At 46.5% G+C, this 16519-nt stretch carries 15 protein-coding genes and 1 tRNA gene; 14 read left to right on the top strand and 2 right to left on the bottom strand.

Translation table 11 applies throughout. From position 1 onward, the window contains the following. Position 1: 1 nt before the first annotated feature. From AA84_RS0106485 to AA84_RS0106495, 3 genes are read left to right on the top strand one after another with little or no spacing between them, the layout of a single operon-like run. Positions 2–964 carry a gluconeogenesis factor YvcK family protein gene (locus tag AA84_RS0106485; RefSeq protein ID WP_028976529.1) on the top strand — a complete coding sequence of 321 codons (963 nt, stop codon included), beginning with the start codon at positions 2–4 and terminating at the stop codon, positions 962–964. Between the two features lie 17 nt (positions 965–981). Beyond that, a complete protein-coding gene (gene whiA / locus AA84_RS0106490) occupies positions 982–1920 on the top strand; it encodes a DNA-binding protein WhiA (protein WP_028976530.1) in 939 nt (312 codons plus the stop codon). Positions 1921–1955: 35 nt separating this feature from the next. Next, the gene (locus AA84_RS0106495; protein ID WP_028976531.1) at positions 1956–2225 is read left to right on the top strand and encodes an HPr family phosphocarrier protein; all 270 of its coding nucleotides are present in this window, start codon (positions 1956–1958) and stop codon (positions 2223–2225) included. 50 nt (positions 2226–2275) lie between these two features. On the opposite strand, the gene clpP is transcribed toward AA84_RS0106495, so the two are convergent. Both clpP and AA84_RS0106505 read right to left on the bottom strand, forming a co-directional pair. Beyond that, positions 2276–2860 carry an ATP-dependent Clp endopeptidase proteolytic subunit ClpP gene (gene clpP, locus AA84_RS0106500; RefSeq protein WP_028976532.1) on the bottom strand — a complete coding sequence of 195 codons (585 nt, stop codon included), beginning with the start codon at positions 2858–2860 and terminating at the stop codon, positions 2276–2278. 455 nt (positions 2861–3315) lie between these two features. Continuing rightward, positions 3316–3388, bottom strand: a tRNA-Arg gene (locus AA84_RS0106505). Between the two features lie 293 nt (positions 3389–3681). Here AA84_RS0106505 and AA84_RS18580 point away from each other — a divergent pair. From AA84_RS18580 to tatC, 11 genes are all read left to right on the top strand, one after another. Beyond that, positions 3682–4179 carry a CotD family spore coat protein gene (locus AA84_RS18580; protein ID WP_223362463.1) on the top strand — a complete coding sequence of 166 codons (498 nt, stop codon included), beginning with the start codon at positions 3682–3684 and terminating at the stop codon, positions 4177–4179. Positions 4180–4581: 402 nt separating this feature from the next. Next, positions 4582–5523 (top strand): magnesium transporter CorA family protein, encoded by a 942-nt coding sequence (locus tag AA84_RS0106515; RefSeq protein ID WP_028976533.1) that lies wholly within the window; start codon positions 4582–4584, stop codon positions 5521–5523. A 301-nt stretch (positions 5524–5824) separates the two neighbouring features. Next, positions 5825–7132: an RNA polymerase factor sigma-54 gene (rpoN, locus tag AA84_RS0106520; RefSeq protein WP_028976534.1), complete on the top strand. Its 1308-nt coding sequence runs from the start codon at positions 5825–5827 to the stop codon at positions 7130–7132. Between the two features lie 385 nt (positions 7133–7517). After that, positions 7518–8552 carry a sugar-binding transcriptional regulator gene (locus AA84_RS0106525; protein ID WP_028976535.1) on the top strand — a complete coding sequence of 345 codons (1035 nt, stop codon included), beginning with the start codon at positions 7518–7520 and terminating at the stop codon, positions 8550–8552. 15 nt (positions 8553–8567) lie between these two features. Continuing rightward, the gene (gene gap, locus AA84_RS0106530) at positions 8568–9575 is read left to right on the top strand and encodes a type I glyceraldehyde-3-phosphate dehydrogenase (protein ID WP_028976536.1); all 1008 of its coding nucleotides are present in this window, start codon (positions 8568–8570) and stop codon (positions 9573–9575) included. A gap of 144 nt (positions 9576–9719) precedes the next feature. Continuing rightward, complete coding sequence (locus AA84_RS0106535; protein WP_028976537.1) at positions 9720–10907, top strand: phosphoglycerate kinase; 1188 nt, start codon at positions 9720–9722, stop codon at positions 10905–10907. A 47-nt stretch (positions 10908–10954) separates the two neighbouring features. Then, the gene (gene tpiA, locus AA84_RS0106540; RefSeq protein WP_028976538.1) at positions 10955–11716 is read left to right on the top strand and encodes a triose-phosphate isomerase; all 762 of its coding nucleotides are present in this window, start codon (positions 10955–10957) and stop codon (positions 11714–11716) included. A gap of 112 nt (positions 11717–11828) precedes the next feature. Beyond that, entirely contained in the window at positions 11829–13112 is a 1284-nt protein-coding gene (gene eno / locus AA84_RS0106545) for a phosphopyruvate hydratase (protein ID WP_028976539.1), read from the top strand. Between the two features lie 738 nt (positions 13113–13850). Continuing rightward, entirely contained in the window at positions 13851–15290 is a 1440-nt protein-coding gene (locus tag AA84_RS0106550; RefSeq protein ID WP_051575169.1) for a branched-chain amino acid transporter BcaP, read from the top strand. Positions 15291–15449: 159 nt separating this feature from the next. After that, complete coding sequence (locus AA84_RS0106555) at positions 15450–15662, top strand: twin-arginine translocase TatA/TatE family subunit (RefSeq protein WP_028976541.1); 213 nt, start codon at positions 15450–15452, stop codon at positions 15660–15662. A gap of 11 nt (positions 15663–15673) precedes the next feature. Beyond that, positions 15674–16423, top strand: a complete 750-nt coding sequence (gene tatC / locus AA84_RS17300; RefSeq protein ID WP_037563158.1) for a twin-arginine translocase subunit TatC — start codon at positions 15674–15676, stop codon at positions 16421–16423. Positions 16424–16519: the final 96 nt, after the last annotated feature.

The following is a 16519-nucleotide window of genomic DNA, read 5'->3' on the forward strand; positions in this document are numbered from 1 at the left end:
AATGACAGAGCGAAAAAAAATCGTTGCGATTGGCGGCGGTACCGGTCTACCGGCTGTACTTCGCGGATTGAAGAAGTATCCGGTGGATATCACTGCGATCGTGACTGTTGCGGATGACGGAGGCAGCAGCGGGAAACTGAGAAACGAACTGCAGATCCCCCCTCCCGGCGACATTCGCAATGTCCTTGTTTCCCTGTCGGATGTTGAACCCATGTTTCAACAGCTCCTTCAGCATCGTTTCAAAACCGGCAGTGGACTTAATGGCCATTCCCTAGGCAATCTCTTGATTGCTGCATTGACGTCGATTACTGGAGACTTTGTGAAAGCTGTACGCGAGTTGAGCCGTATTCTTAACGTGCACGGTCAAGTGCTGCCTGCAGCCGATCAGATGATTGCGCTTGGCGCATTGATGAGTGACGGCAGCATTGTTGAAGGTGAATCGCAGATTACCGCAGCAAATAAGAAAATTGAACATGTATTTATCAAACCGGCGGATATTCATCCGCTCCCGGAAAGCATTCGCGCCATTCGTGAAGCGGAAATGATTACGTTTGGCCCGGGCAGCTTATTTACGAGCGTGATTCCCAATCTGCTTGTCCCGGATCTGGCTGAGGAAATTGTACGTTCAAAAGCACGTAAGGTTTATGTGTGCAACGTGATGACGCAAAAAGGAGAAACCGACCATTTTACTGCGTCGCAGCATATTAAGGCCATTCATCGTCATGTGCCGTCTCTGTTCATCGATACCATCATCGTCAACAGCCGGCCGATTAAAGTTGATTTGTTGAAACGCTATGCAGTTGAGGAGTCGGAACCGGTACAAATTGACTGGAAAGAATTAAATGATCTCGGTATCGACATCATTCATGCACCGCTGATTAAAACAGCCGGCGGTGTCGTCCGCCATGACGAGGCAATGGTTGGACGCATGCTCATGTCTTTAGCCACGGAGAAAAAAGTGTAAGGTTTGGAGGAATGGGCATGTCATTTGCCGCTGAAACCAAAAAAGAATTAACCATGCTTGAGGTGGATGACTGCTGCGCACGTGCCGAACTTGCGGCACTGACGCGCATGAACGGATTTATCTCGATCCGCAATAAACGCATTGAACTCGATATCGCAACGGAGAATGCGGCCATTTCTCGCCGCATTTTTCGCTTAATCAAGCAGGTGTATCATTATCAAGTTGAAATCCTAGTGCGCAGAAAGATGCGGCTGAAAAAGAATAACGTTTATATTGTTCGCCTGAAAGAGTCGGCGCGTTCCTTTCTTGAAAATCTGAAAATTATTGATGACAATGGTCAGTTCACACGTGAAATTGCGCTGGACCTTGTTGAAAAGGCGTGCTGCAAGCGTGCGTATTTGCGCGGATCCTTTTTGGCGGGCGGATCGTTGAACCATCCGGAATCTTCATATCACCTTGAAATCTTTTCAAATTATGAAGAATATACGTATTCTTTGGCTAAACTGATGAATACGTTCAATCTTAATGTCAAAATATTACCGAGAAAGAACGGATACATCATCTACATGAAAGAGGGCGAAAAAATCACCGATTTTCTGAGCATTATCGGCGCAAACAAGGCCTTGTTTTATTTTGAAGATATCCGTATTGTCAAAGATATGCGTAACTCAGTGAACCGGCTGGTCAATTGTGAGACCGCCAACCTCAATAAAACCGTGTCTGCTGCGATGCGACAAATGGAAAACATTCGTCTCATCGAGAAAAGCATCGGTTTGGATGAATTGCCGGATAAATTGCGTGAAATTGCCGAGATCCGCTTGAAAAATCCGGACATTACATTAAAGGAACTCGGAGAAATGGTGAACGGCGAGCCGATCAGCAAATCCGGGATTAATCACCGCTTTCGCAAAATTGACGCGATTGCCAATCGGATTCGACAAGGCCAAAACGTTTAGGCGCCGTCATTTTCATGAAGGGAGGCAATCCGCGATTGCTGACAAAGAGAGTGACGATTGGGTTTGAAGAAGGCCTTCAGGCGCGTCCTGCGGCACGATTTGTTCAACAGGCAAGCGAGTATCAATCGCAGCTGACGATTGAGCAGAACGGTCGTGTTGCCAATATGAAAAGCATCATGGGCGTGATGAGTATGGCTCCGGCCTGCGGTGAACAGCTGCTTATGAAAGCGGAAGGCAGCGATGCAGAGGAAGCACTGAAAGCCCTTGCATCACTTGTTGAAAAAGGTAAAACCATGATTAAATGAGGACGCAAAAAAGACCGGAGCATATGCCCCGATCTTTTTCTTTTTGCTGCTTATTTTGCTGTGGTCAGTATTTCGTCGATTAACCCGTACTTCTTTGCGTCTTCAGCAGACATGAAGTTGTCGCGATCGGTATCGCGAGCAATCACGTCATACGGCTGACCGGTACGTTCTGCGTAGATATGGTTCAGCTTTTCGCGAATGCTGATAATCCGTTTTGCGTGAATTTCCATATCCGACGCCTGTCCCTGCATGCCGCCCAGCGGTTGGTGAATCATAATCTCACTGTTCGGAAGGGCATAGCGCTTGCCGATTTCGCCGGCAGTTAAAAGGAAGCTGCCCATTGAAGCAGCCATTCCGATACAGATGGTCGATACCTTTGGCTTGATGTATTGCATCGTATCATAGATGGCCATTCCCGCGGTGATGGAACCGCCAGGACTATTAATGTAAATCGAAATGTCTTTTTCTGAATCTTCGGCTGCTAAGAAAAGCAACTGTGCAACAACCGCGTTGGCAACATTATCGTCAATCGCTGAGCCGAGCATGATGATGCGGTCTTTCAGTAAGCGTGAGTAGATGTCATACGCGCGTTCGCCGCGATTTGTCTGCTCAATGACTGTAGGTATTAAAGGCATTGAACGAACCCCCTTTTTCCATTGAGAAAGTTATTTTTCCCTTTACCAACATTAATAATACCCTAAAGGTCAATATAGGTCAAATTTAAAGAATAGCAATTTAACCTTGATTTTAGAAATGCAGGATTAAGGCGATGCATTTCACTTATTAATAGTATAGAAAACATGTGGATAGGCAAGCTTTTTTGCTTTGCTGGATTATTTTTTCTCGCAAGATAAGAAAAATCGAGCAAAAAGCGCCCGCTCCTTAATTTCCAGCCATATGTGATGGGTTCGTGTCTTTTCGGTGCTGAATCGTCGCTTCAATTGCTCGCTTGCTGCGGGCGCGCCGCAAGCCTCCTCAAACAGGCGGGAATCTGCGGGGCGAAAGCTCCTTTACAATTGACGTACCACAATGCAAAATCACTTTTTTACAAGTAAAAAAGACCAGCCGTTTAGCTGATCTTTTTTCGCGATGCGCTCGAAGGGAGTCGAACCCCCGACACATGGTACCGGAAACCATTGCTCTATCCACTGAGCTACGAGCGCATAGTATTCATTCACTGACATTTGTCTATTCTAAGCGATTTGGTTAATTTTTGCAAGCATTGTTTGTCGTTTTCCTTCTAGTTGTCGATTAATCATTCCATTGAGAAGACTTTGTTCTTTATCGAATCAAATTTGTCATACGTACGCCTAGCATTTGTATCAACGTAATCCGGCGTGGGCTTACTGCCCAAATTTAGGTGAAAAGTCTAAAATTAGGTGTTCTCATTAGGGCAACAGGCCACTTCGGTTCATAGGTTATAAGTGTACTTCGATGATGAGGAGGAAAAACAACTATGGAAGTTACACCTTATTCAAATCAAAACCTGCCAAACGCTGGCAATCTCGGTCCCGCCGGCAACGTGGGAAATGTAGGGAATATGGGCAACATCAGTCCGGCAGCTGCACCAAAACCGGATTTCAAACCAGATTTCAAGCCGGATTTTAAACCGAGTTTTAAACCTGGATTTAAGCCGGCAGGAAAAGGGAAAGGAAAAGGTGCTTATCCGATGGCTGGTGCGCAGGCGGGAACTGCACCGGGAAAAACAATGGAAAATACACTGAATTGCCCGCCTACCTCGGGCGGAACGGTTTATGATCCGATGACGGTCAATGTTCAGCACATTTTCAAACCGGTTATTGTTCGACATATTCACCGTCTGCATACAGTTAGAAAAACGCACTATGTCTTTGAACATCAGCACTACTATCCGCACACAATGTCGGAAACCTGCGATGAAAAACACTACAATGTACAGTGCGGAAAACCATGTTTTCCTGCACCGCATTGCTGATTGGAAGTTAGCTTCATCACGGATAAAGCCTCTTGTACATCGTACAAGAGGCTTTTTTTTGTACGCTGAGAACCATTCATGACCTTACTTGACGCAGCGACAGATCCGCCGTTATGAGGCAGCTGTTTTTTTTGTGGGCAGCGATTATTCGTTTGTGTTCTTTAGGCGCAGCATGTATTATAGAACGTGGCGGTACGTTGCTGCGCGGGAGTCGTGCAGCAAATTTTATTGTCTTGCCGAAGGAAGTGATTGTTCGATGAGTTCTGATGGTTCGAGTCCAAAGCCTGATCCCGGTCATTGGCAGGAGGAAGTTTATATAGCATCAAATGCTCCCCGGGCAATCAGCATTCCCGGCGGACGGATAACTGTGTAGGCTTCCTCTGAATTAAGAGGAGGTGCACCATGATTGATATTTACTTAACTGATGAACAAGATCGGCTCATTAAAAAAGATGAGCTGACCAAGGGCTGCTGGATCAATCTGACACGCCCGTCTGAATTTGAAATACAAAAAGTGGTGGAGGGGACCGGAATTTCTTCCGATTTCATTCGTGACTCTTTGGACGATGACGAACGTTCCCGTATTGAAAAAGAGGATGATTCCATTCTGATCATCGTCGATTTCCCGGTGCTTATACAGGACGAATCGGATTCTGCGCCGTATGATACGATTCCACTCGGTATTATTGTTACCCCCTATTATTTCGTAACCGTCTGTTTGCAGAGCAATCCGATTATCGACGACTTCGTGAATAATCGGATCCGTAATTTTTTCACCTATAAAAAAACGCGATTCACCTTGCAGATTCTTTATGTGATCGCCCGCTATTATCTCAAGTATTTAAAGACGATTGATCGCAGAACGTCCATGATCGAGCGTGAACTGCATGAATCAATGCGAAATAAAGAACTCTTTGATCTACTTAGTCTGGAAAAAACGCTTGTCTATTTTACAACGTCGCTGAAATCGAACAATATTGTGATGGAGAAAATGACTAAACAGCGCTTCCTGCGTATGTATGAGGACGATCAGGATCTGCTTGAGGATGTGATCATCGAAATCAAGCAGGCAATTGAAATGTCGGAAGTGCACAGCAATATCTTGAGCGGTATGATGGATGCGTATGCTTCCGTGATTTCAAACAATGTGAACGTAGTCATGAAATTCCTGACCACTGTGACCATTGTACTTTCAATTCCAACGATGGTTGCGAGTTTCTGGGGAATGAATGTTTCCGGGATTCCTTGGGAACATGTGACACATGGTTTTTGGATTCCAATCACACTTGCGATCGGATTAGCTGGTATCACTGCGCTGTTCTTCTGGAAGAAGAAGTATTTTTGAGCGGTTTTGCAAAACCAGCACTTTACAAATGAGGATAACAGGAAATATTTCGAGGGTGTCTCAAAAGTCCGATGACGGTGAGGCACCCTCGTGTTGTAACAACGCCAATATAGCGTAAAAAAATACCGATAGAAAGCGCTAATCATTTTTATAGAGGGGCCCCAGTTGCGAAAAAGCGCTCGGCCCGCGTTCAATGGATCATTGTTCAAAAAATTCTCACGAAAAACGACAAAAAACGACTTTGTAAGCGTAGTCATTTTATCATTTCGTTGCTATACTATTACTAAAGGGGGTGAGCGGGATGGGATTAGCACTTGTTCAAAGGCAAGCGTTAAAGTTAAAAATGACGCCGGCCCTATATCAATCCGTGGCCGTTCTGCAGTGTAATAATGAGGAACTTACACATTTAATTCGTGAAAAGGCACTGGAAAATCCGCTTTTGAACGTCGCAGATTCGGATCTTCATCGTGATGATCTTTTTTCATTCAAGGGAGCGAAAAGTACGTCTGATGTCATTGCAGAGACACAAGCACAAACGATTGATTTTCGCGAGCGGTTACACCGCGAGCTCCATCAGATGCGTCTGGAGCCTTGCTGTATTGAAGCAACCGATCTGTTGATCGATTCGCTGAATGACAACGGCTATCTTGATGAAGCGCCTGATGCGATTCTCGACCCGTTTGCAAAGGGTGATGTCGATCCGCAGCAAGCCTTGGCGCTGCTTCAGTCGTTGGATCCCGCCGGTGTTGGTGCCCGCTCACTCATTGAATGTCTGTGTTTGCAGCTCCGACGTCTTGAATCGCGCAGCCCGCTCGCAGAAACGCTTTTAACGGATTACAGAGACTGTTTTCTGAGCGGAGACTGGTCCGAACTTGCCGAGCAGATGGATGTAACAAAGGATGAAATTAACGCAGCGGTTGCGCAAATTCGTAGACTGAATCCGAATCCGGTTGCCGCGATTCAAGAGGATCCGCCGCAGTATATCATTCCTGATGTCACGATCGTGCAAAAAGGTGATCGGCTTGTCTGTGAGCTTGAGGATCAGTATTTGCCGACCGTTTCGATCAATAATGATGATTATCAAATGTACCTGCAGGCATCGGATAAAGAAACAAAACGCTACCTGCGGGAAAAGATGGAAGAAGCGGACGCACTGATCTCGGGATTATCCAGAAGAAAACAAACCATGATGCAGCTCGCCGAATTGGTGATGCAGCGTCAGGAGGCCTATTTCAGTACTGGAGAACGCACGTCGCTGCGGCCGTTCACCATGAAACAAGCGGCGGAACAGTTGGCTGTTCATGAATCGACGATCAGTCGTGCGGCAGCGGGAAAATACGTTCAAACGAATCATGGTATTGTGCCGATGAGGCAGTTCTTCATTCGAGCCGTCGGAAAAAATCAAACCGCGTTGTCCGCTTATCAAATTCAAGATGAAATCAAAAAGTTGATTAATCAGGAAGACCCGAGAAGACCGTTGTCGGATCAAATCATTGCCGGCATTCTTGGACAGTCGGGCATCAAGTGTTCCCGAAGAGCCGTAGCTAAGTATCGGCAACGGTGCGGCATTGGCTCAACAATTGAGCGCCGCGCGGTCGCACGCGCTTGATTTTCATATAAGGGACAGTAAATGTCCCGAGAGCGGATTGCTGTAAATGCTTACAGCATCTTTTTTTTGTTTTCTTTTGTCGAAACGGGGTATAATTTAGTTGGGCGATCAGGCACTGAGCGATGCAAAGGGAACGGCAGACAACGAATGTAAATGTATCATTTTTCGTAATTTACAGACTTTTAACCGCTGGAAAAAACGCATAAGATCAACTTTTTAGTTAATGTGACAATTATGCGTCAATGGAAAGTCTATACAAAACATTTACATGATTATGCTTGTAAACGTAGGCAAAAGTTGTTATCATGTTACTTGGAGCAGATGGGACATAAAATGACTGTGTGGGACATTTTGAGACCTGTATCGGTCGATCGAGGGGGACGCTGTGGAACATTTGCTTGATCTTCAGAAAAGGCTGATCCCCGATGTCTTAGACATTATGTCCAGTCGCTACCGTATTCTTCAATCATTGCATTTTCTGCAACCGATCGGCAGGCGCAGTTTGTCAACCCATTTGGGGATGACGGAACGCGTTTTGCGCGGGGAAGTCACCTTTCTAAGTCAACAAGGGCTGATCCATATGGCGTCAAGCGGCATGCATCTGACGGAAAACGGAGAAGCCATTGTTAAAGATTTGGGAACCGTGATGAAGAACATATCAGGGCTGAGGAATATGGAAAAGCAATTGGAAGAAGTTCTCGGCGTTTCTAAAGTTGTCATTGTCTCTGGCGACAGTGATCAGTACGCGACAGTCAAGAATGAGATGGGGCTGGCCTGCGTCAAGGAAATTGAACGCGCACTGGGTGCGGTGAATGTGATCGCCGTGACCGGGGGCTCCACGCTCGCGGCTGCTGCGGAAATGATGCGCCCGCTCAGAAAAGCGCATCAAGATCTTCTGTTTGTGTCAGCAAGAGGCGGTCTTGGCGAAAAGGTCGAAAATCAAGCGAACACGATCTGCGCTAAAATGGCGGAAAAAGCCGAAGGGCGCTATCATCTGCTCCACGTTCCCGATCAGCTCAGTGACGAGTCCTATCACAGCTTGATGGAAGAGCCCAGTATTCACCGGGTCATGCAGCTGATTCATCGTGCGACCATTATCGTGCACGGCATTGGTGATGCGAAAACGATGGCGATCCGCAGGCATTCCGGTGAAGAGATTCTCAAAAGAGTTGACACGGAACATGCTGTGGCCGAGGCTTTTGGCTATTTCTTTGATCAGACAGGCCGCGTGATCCACAAGGTACAAACCATTGGGCTCCAATGGGAAGACCTTTTCGGCGCGCAATCGGTGATTGCCGTGGCCGGGGGCAAGTCTAAGGCTGAGGCTATTCAGGCTTACTTCAAGAAAGGCCCGGATTCCGTGCTTATCACGGATGAAGGCGCTGCACAAGAGATTTTACAAAATTTCCAAACCATTTAGGAGGTCATTATTGACATGACAGTTAAAGTTGGTATTAACGGTTTCGGACGCATCGGTCGTCTGGCATTCAGAAGAATTCAAGACGTTCCAGAATTGGAAGTAGTTGCAGTTAACGACTTGACAGATCCGGCAATGCTTGGAAACCTGTTGAAATATGATACAACTCAAGGCCGTTTCAACGGCGAAGTTAAAGTAGAAGACGGTTACTTTGTTGTAAACGGCAAGAAGGTTAAAGTACTTTCACAACGCGACCCAGCTGAACTGCCTTGGGGCGAACTCGGCGTTGACATCGTTCTTGAATGCACAGGCTTCTTCACATCGAAAGAAAAAGCTGAAGCACACATCAAAGGCGGCGCTAAGAAAGTCGTTATCTCTGCACCTGCAAAAGGCGACTTGAAGACGATCGTATATAACGTAAACAACGATTCACTCGATGGTTCAGAAACGGTTATTTCCGGTGCTTCTTGCACAACCAACTCGTTGGCTCCTGTAGCAAAAGTATTGAATGACAAATTCGGCATCGAAAAAGGCTTGATGACGACCGTTCACGCTTACACTGGTGACCAAATGACTCTTGACGGCCCACACAGAGGCGGAGATCTTCGTCGTGCACGTGCCGCTGCTGAAAACATCGTTCCTGCTTCTTCAGGTGCTGCTGCAGCCGTTGCACTTGTTATTCCTGAACTGAAAGGCAAATTTGACGGATCAGCACAACGTGTTCCGGTTAAATCAGGTTCCGTAACTTTGCTCTACGCAACACTTGCTAAGAACACAACAGTTGAAGAAATCAACGAAGCAATCAAGGCAAATGCTAACGAAACCCTCGGCTACAACGAAGATCCAATTGTTTCTTCTGACGTAATCGGTATTACTTACGGCTCTCTGTTTGACGCAACGCAAACAAAGATTCTTGACGTAGACGGCAAGCAACTCGTTCAGGTTGTTGCATGGTATGACAACGAAATGTCTTATACTTCACAGCTTGTTCGTACGCTTGAATACTTCGCTAAGCTTGCAAAATAATCATTACCTAACTTTTTGAATAGAACTTGAATAGCGGAAACCCTAGTTGTTTCCGCTTTTTTTACGAATACTGTTCTTGTCGGCGGAGATTTGGACTGCAGCCTTATCTTGCTGCTGATGAAATATTGGAAAGAAGGTCTGGGCATGGCAAAGAAAACCATTAAAGACATTGATGTTAAAGGCAAAAAAGTTTTCTGCCGCGTTGACTTTAATGTTCCGCTGAGCGGCACGACGGTAACGGATGATACACGTATTCGTGCAGCACTCCCTACCATCAACTACTTGATCGAAAATGGTGCAAAAGTCATTTTGGCTTCCCACCTCGGCCGTCCTACGGCTGAAGACAAGGATTCCTTCAAAATGGATCCTGTTGCAAAACGCTTGAGCGAACTGCTCGGCAAACCGGTTGCAAAAACCGATCAGGTTGTCGGACCTGAAGTTGATGCAGCTGTTGCAAAACTGAATGACGGCGACGTACTGCTTCTTGAAAACGTTCGTTTTGAAAAAGGCGAAAAGAAGAACGATCCTGAACTCGCAAAAGCATTTGCAGCACTTGCTGACGTTTACGTCAACGATGCATTCGGATCGGCACACCGTGCCCATGCGTCAACCGCAGGCATTGCTGAATATCTTCCTGCCGTTGCAGGCTTCCTGCTCGAAAAGGAATTGAAAATTCTCGGTGCTTCTCTTGAAAATCCGAAACACCCGTTCACAGCCATCATCGGCGGTGCGAAAGTTACCGATAAGATCGGCGTTATCGAAAATCTGCTTGATAAAGTCGACACATTGATCGTCGGCGGCGGACTTTCTTACACGTTCGTAAAAGCTCAAGGCTATGAAATCGGTAAATCTTTGCTTGACAAAGACAAGCTTGATCTCGCTAAGAAGTTCTTGGCTTTGGCTAAAGAAAAAGGCGTTAATTTCTTGACACCTATTGATACGGTCATCGCTGATGAATTCTCCGAAACAGCTAACAAAGACGTTGTCGACATCGACAAAATGCCTGAAGGCTGGCTCGGCGTTGACATCGGACCGAAGACGGTTGCACTGTATGCAGATGCAATCAAAAAGTCCAAAGTCGTTGTTTGGAACGGACCAATGGGTATCTTCGAAATGGAACCTTATGCCAAGGGTACGGAAGCTGTTGCAAAAGCACTGGCCGACGCAACCGACGCAACGACAATCATCGGCGGCGGCGATTCCGCAGCTGCTGTTGAAAAGTTCCACCTTGCAGACAAAATGACGCATATTTCAACCGGCGGCGGTGCTTCGCTTGAACTGATGGAAGGCAAAGTACTTCCAGGCGTTGCTGCTCTTGATGACGCTGAATAATCTGCAAGACCTATGAATGAACCGCAAGAAAGGGAAGGTGTCTTATTATGTCACGTAAACCGATTATTGCCGGAAACTGGAAAATGAACAAAACAGTTAAGGAAGCACACGAATTTGTTGAAGCAGTTAAGGACAAAGTCCCTTCTGCTGATCTCGTTGATTCCGTTGTTGCTGCTCCTTTCCTTGCTCTTGACCGTCTCGTTGCAGACGCAAAGGGTTCGGACCTGAAGATCAGTGCTGAAAACGTTCATTTTGAAAACTCCGGTGCTTTCACCGGAGAAGTCAGCCCGGTTATGCTCGAAGATCTAGGCGTTCAATACGCAATCATCGGCCACTCTGAACGCAGAGCGATGTTTGCTGAAACGGATGAAACCGTAAATAAAAAGGTGCTCGCATCATTTGCCCATCACCTGATTCCGATCGTCTGCGTTGGTGAAACGCTTGATGAACGTGAAGGCGGCAAATGGCAATCTGTTGTCAAAAACCAAGTAACTAAAGCATTTGCAGGTGTTCCAAGTGACCAAGCTGCAGACGTTGTTGTTGCTTATGAACCAATTTGGGCGATCGGCACCGGCAAATCTGCTTCTTCAGATGATGCAAATGAAGTTTGCGCGTATATCCGCAAAACAGTTGCTGATCTGTATGACGAAACAGTCGCTGCTAAAGTACGTATTCAATACGGCGGTAGTGTAAAACCGGCGACGATTGGCGATCTGCTCGCTCAATCGGATATCGACGGTGCACTGGTTGGCGGCGCAAGCCTTCAACCTGAATCATTCCTTGCTCTGCTTGACGCAGTAAAAGGCTAATTTTTGCAAAGAATAAGATTGAAACGGTGCGGACCGTTCGTTATTGTCCGGAGATAGCGCTCGATTCACACCATTTTGGATCAATTTATATGATGATAAGGAGAGATCATGAATGTCTCAAATCGTTGAAGTTTATGGTCGCGAAGTCCTTGACTCTCGCGGTAACCCAACTGTTGAAGTTGAGGTTTATACTGAAGACGGCGGCAAAGGCCGCGCATTAGTGCCTAGCGGTGCGTCTACTGGTGAACACGAAGCTGTTGAATTACGCGACGGCGACAAAGCACGCTACGGCGGCAAAGGTGTTCTGAAAGCTGTAAAGAATGTTAACGAACTCATCGCTCCCGAAGTCATTGGCTTGGAAGTTCAAGATCAAGTAGCGCTTGACCAAACCATGATCGATCTCGACGGAACGGAAAACAAAGGCAAATTAGGCGCTAACGCAATTCTTGGTGTTTCTTTGGCAGCGGCAGACGCTGCTGCAGACGAACTGGGTGTTCCACTCTACCGTTACCTCGGCGGTGTGAACGCTAAAGTTCTGCCAACACCGATGATGAACATCCTGAACGGTGGGAAGCACGCAGATAACAGCGTAGACTTCCAAGAATTCATGATCATGCCTGTAGGTGCAGATTCCATCAAGGAAGCTGTTCGTATCGGTGCGGAAGTATACCACGCACTCAAAGCTGTTCTTGCAGCTAAGGGCCACCTGACTGCTGTCGGCGACGAAGGCGGTTTTGCTCCGAACCTGAAGAACAACGAAGAAGTTCTTGACACGATTCTTGAAGCAATCGAAAAAGCAGGTTACAAACCAGGCGAAGACGTTAAACTGGCAATTGACCCGGCTTCTTCCGAATTGTATGAAGACGGCAAGTACAACTTCAAGGGCGAAGGCGTTGTAAGAACGACTGACGAAATGATCGAATACTACACCAAACTGGTTGATAAGTACCCGATCATCTCGATCGAAGACGGCCTTGACGAAAACGACTGGGAAGGCTGGCAAAAACTGACCAAGGCTATTGGTGACAAAGTGCAACTCGTCGGGGACGACCTGTTCGTAACGAACACCGATTACCTGAAGAAAGGTATTGACCTTGGCGTCGCCAACTCGATCCTTATCAAAGTAAACCAAATTGGTACGTTGACTGAAACACTGAACGCAATCCAAATGGCTCAAAAAGCCGGATACACAGCAGTTGTTTCTCACCGTTCCGGTGAAACTGAAGATACATCCATTTCCGACATCGTTGTTGCAACGAACGCCGGCGAAATCAAGACGGGTTCTCTTGCAAGAACCGACCGTATCGCTAAGTACAACCAACTGATCAGAATTGAAGATGATCTTGCTGGTTCTGCTGAATACCTTGGCGATGCATCATTCTACAACATTAAATAATTCAGCTTTATTTAAAACCCTCGCTGGACGCGTCAGCGAGGGTTTTTTGTGCACTTTAATAAGAGAGAACGTCTGATAAGCCATAAAGAGGAACTTTCCTGATTGTAAAGGAGCTTTCTTGAAGGAACTTTCCTAAAGGAACTTTCCTAAAGGAACTTTCGCTAAGTGCGCATACATCCTGTATGCAACGCGAAAGCCATCACGTCCTGTGAAAGTACGTCCTGTATGCAACGCGAAAGCCATCACATCCTGTGAAAGTACGTCCTGTATGCAACGGCGAAAGTCATGATATCCTGCGCGCAACGCAGAAGTCACGAAAGTGCTCTGGTGCCAGCGGGATCAGCGAGCCAAGGAAGCCCCCACAGAGTCCTGCCTGGCTGAGAAGGCTCACGGTGCACCCGCGGCAAGCGAGCAATCGGAGCGTAGTATAAATCCAACACCCTTTTGAGACGCCCTCTTTTCTTATCATTCATTCCTTTTAATTGATGAATGATGCATGAATACCAATGATGTGAGGGATTCTTTAGATATCGAATGGTTTCAGTAGCGCTAATCAAACATTTCTTAACAATTTGTGATGATTGAAATTAGAACCTTTACATAGGACCAGGTACCATGTAGAATGGTTTTTACAACGCGTGGGGAATAAAGAGAGATAGAAAATAAATAATCAGAAAACAGAGATAATAGCTTCCCACGATCGTTGATTATTAAGGATGTACAGAAGGAGTTTTTGGCATGGAGTTTTTAAGCAGACTCGTTGCATTGTATGCAACGTTATTCAGAAAGAAACCAATGGACTTTACCGTTCATCAAGCGAAAGGCAATAAGGGGTTGCAAAAAGCGTTAGGCGCTTTTGATTTAACGATGCTTGGTGTCGGCGCCGTCATTGGTACCGGAATCTTTGTCATGACCGGGGTTGTTGCAGCGGAGCATTCTGGGCCGGCAATTGTCCTGTCATTTCTTTTATCCGGAATCGCCTGTGCGTTTGCCGCCTTATGCTATGCGGAATTTGCATCGATGATTCCTGCATCAGGGAGCGCCTACACCTATGGGTACACCGTATTTGGGGAACTGTTTGCATGGATCCTCGGCTGGGACTTGATCCTTGAATACGGACTTGCCTGTTCCGTAGTTGCAAGCGGTTGGTCCGCATACTTTCAAGAATTGATTCGCGGCTTCGGGCTGCATTTGCCGACCGAGATAAGTTCTGCATTTAATCCGAGCGCCGGTACTTATTTTGACTTAATGGCAACGGTGATTGTGTTCGCACTCTCATTGATCTTGCTCAGCGGCGTTAAAGAGTCAAGTCGGATTAATGATATTATGGTACTGATTAAAATCGGCGTTGTTCTGCTGTTCATCGTTGTCGGCGCCTTTTATGTTCAGCCGACCAACTGGACGCCCTTCATGCCGTTTGGTTTCGATGGGGTGGTTCAGGGCGCTGCAACGGCGTTCCTGTCCTACATCGGATTTGATGCGGTTTCCTCTGCGTCCGAAGAAGTACGCAATCCGCAGCGCGACATGCCCATTGGGATTCTCTCTTCATTGGCAGTCTGCATGGTCTTGTATGTGGCGGTTTCGCTTGTCTTAACCGGGATGGTCCCTTATACAAAGCTGAATGTAGGCGACCCGGTTGCTTTTGCGCTCCGCTTTGTGCATCAAGATTGGGTGGCCGGTTTTGTCTCTCTAGGCGCGATTTTGGGAATCACAACCGTGCTGTTTGTTATGATGTATGGACAGACACGCCTGTTCTTTGCCATCAGCCGTGACGGCCTGCTGCCGAAATCGATCTCACGTCTGACAAAAGGAAAGAAAACGCCTGTGTTCAGTATTTTGCTGACATGGGGCATGGCAACCGTCTTCTCTGCGCTCATTCCTCTTGGTGAATTAGCACAGCTTGTCAATATCGGAACGCTATTTGCATTTATCTGTGTCTCAATCGGTGTGGTTGTCCTTCGTATCAAGCGGCCGGACATAAAGCGTAATTTTAAGGTTCCGTTTGTTTATGTAATTCCGTTCCTGTCCGTACTGGCCTGTGGCTATCTGATGATTAACTTGACCGGACAGACATGGATTCGCTTCATTATTTGGTTCGTCATTGGTTTGGTTATCTATTTTGCTTTTGGATTTAGGCACAGTGAACTTGGAAAACGGAAGAAACAACTTCACTCATAATTGATTGAGTAATCAGCGGAAAAGAAGCTCCTTCTTTTCCGTTATTTTTTTGCGAGCCAAACAAGAAGTTTGACGAATGAAGGCGGTCGTGCGATGATCAGGTTGCGTACTTTTGACAAATTTGCAAACAATGATCAATTTTATAAAGAGGTGCTTGATATGTTAGGCGGTATTGGCATTCCCGGATTAATTCTGATTCTCGTCATCGCGCTGGTGATCTTCGGACCGTCCAAACTTCCTGAAATCGGCAGAGCTTTTGGCAAAACGCTAAAAGAATTTAAAAATGCGACACAGGGATTAGGCGAAGACAGTGACCCTGATGCGAAAACATCAGTCGTCAGGGCAGAGAAGACAAGCGGTAAAAAGGACTGAGATCGAGACGCATGGCCGACAAAAAAATGGCGCTCATTGAGCATTTCAATGAGCTGCGCAGAAGAATGATAGCTGTATTTATTGTGTTTATCGCCAGCAGCGCGACGATGTTATTTTTCGTAAAACGCTGCTATTTATGGCTGGTCCATGATCTTGGTGTCGGCAGCAAGTTGGCAGTTCTTGGGCCGACAGAAATTGTCAGCGTTTATTTTCTCATCGCCGGTGTGGCGGCTCTGGCGGTGACTGTTCCGTTTGCAGCATGGCAGCTGTGGCGGTTTGTCGCACCGGCACTGAGTGAGAAAGAACGCAGGGTAACGCTTTCTTATATTCCGGCGATCTTTCTGCTCTTTATCGGCGGACTTGTCTTCGGCTATGAGATCGTTTTTCCGAACATCCTTCACTTTTTACTCGGATTGAATGATGGGACGTTTCAGGTCGTCTTTACAACGGAACGCTATTTTCGTTTTATGACGCATAGCGTCCTGCCCTTTGGTTTTTTATTTGAATTACCAGTAATTGTCGTTTTCTTGACTAATATCGGGATTCTTACGCCGGTACGGATGCGAAAAATGCGCCGCATCGCTTATTTTGTCTTAATCGTGGTCGGCGTTGTGATGTCGCCGCCGGACTTTGTTTCAGACATTCTCATGTCGGTTCCGCTGCTGCTGCTCTATGAAATTTGTGTTTCCGTTGCTTTGATAACGTATCGGCGCAAAGTGAGAAGGAGCCGCAAAACTGAAGATCAAGTGGAGCTAAGCTGAAAACAGGCACTATGTGTAAAATGTTTCTCGGGGGATAAATTTGATGTGGGCGTAAGAGGATGCGATGGCATGCAGTTCTTTCTTTATTTCTTTTTA

Origin of the sequence: Sporolactobacillus terrae DSM 11697, assembly GCF_000648615.1 — a bacterium.
Taxonomy (GTDB): domain Bacteria; phylum Bacillota; class Bacilli; order Bacillales; family Sporolactobacillaceae; genus Sporolactobacillus; species Sporolactobacillus terrae.

What these genes read in the sequence shown, in the direction of transcription:
- AA84_RS0106550 (WP_051575169.1), top strand. Translation starts at nt 13,851, where the DNA reads ATGGAGTTTTTAAGCAGACTCGTTGCATTGTATGCAACGTTATTCAGA.
- AA84_RS0106515 (WP_028976533.1), top strand. Translation starts at nt 4,582, where the DNA reads ATGATTGATATTTACTTAACTGATGAACAAGATCGGCTCATTAAAAAA.
- eno (WP_028976539.1), top strand. Translation starts at nt 11,829, where the DNA reads ATGTCTCAAATCGTTGAAGTTTATGGTCGCGAAGTCCTTGACTCTCGC.
- clpP (WP_028976532.1), bottom strand. Translation starts at nt 2,860, where the DNA reads ATGCCTTTAATACCTACAGTCATTGAGCAGACAAATCGCGGCGAACGC.
- AA84_RS0106535 (WP_028976537.1), top strand. Translation starts at nt 9,720, where the DNA reads ATGGCAAAGAAAACCATTAAAGACATTGATGTTAAAGGCAAAAAAGTT.
- whiA (WP_028976530.1), top strand. Translation starts at nt 982, where the DNA reads ATGTCATTTGCCGCTGAAACCAAAAAAGAATTAACCATGCTTGAGGTG.
- tatC (WP_037563158.1), top strand. Translation starts at nt 15,674, where the DNA reads ATGGCCGACAAAAAAATGGCGCTCATTGAGCATTTCAATGAGCTGCGC.
- AA84_RS0106555 (WP_028976541.1), top strand. Translation starts at nt 15,450, where the DNA reads ATGTTAGGCGGTATTGGCATTCCCGGATTAATTCTGATTCTCGTCATC.
- gap (WP_028976536.1), top strand. Translation starts at nt 8,568, where the DNA reads ATGACAGTTAAAGTTGGTATTAACGGTTTCGGACGCATCGGTCGTCTG.
- rpoN (WP_028976534.1), top strand. Translation starts at nt 5,825, where the DNA reads ATGGGATTAGCACTTGTTCAAAGGCAAGCGTTAAAGTTAAAAATGACG.
- AA84_RS0106485 (WP_028976529.1), top strand. Translation starts at nt 2, where the DNA reads ATGACAGAGCGAAAAAAAATCGTTGCGATTGGCGGCGGTACCGGTCTA.
- tpiA (WP_028976538.1), top strand. Translation starts at nt 10,955, where the DNA reads ATGTCACGTAAACCGATTATTGCCGGAAACTGGAAAATGAACAAAACA.
- AA84_RS18580 (WP_223362463.1), top strand. Translation starts at nt 3,682, where the DNA reads ATGGAAGTTACACCTTATTCAAATCAAAACCTGCCAAACGCTGGCAAT.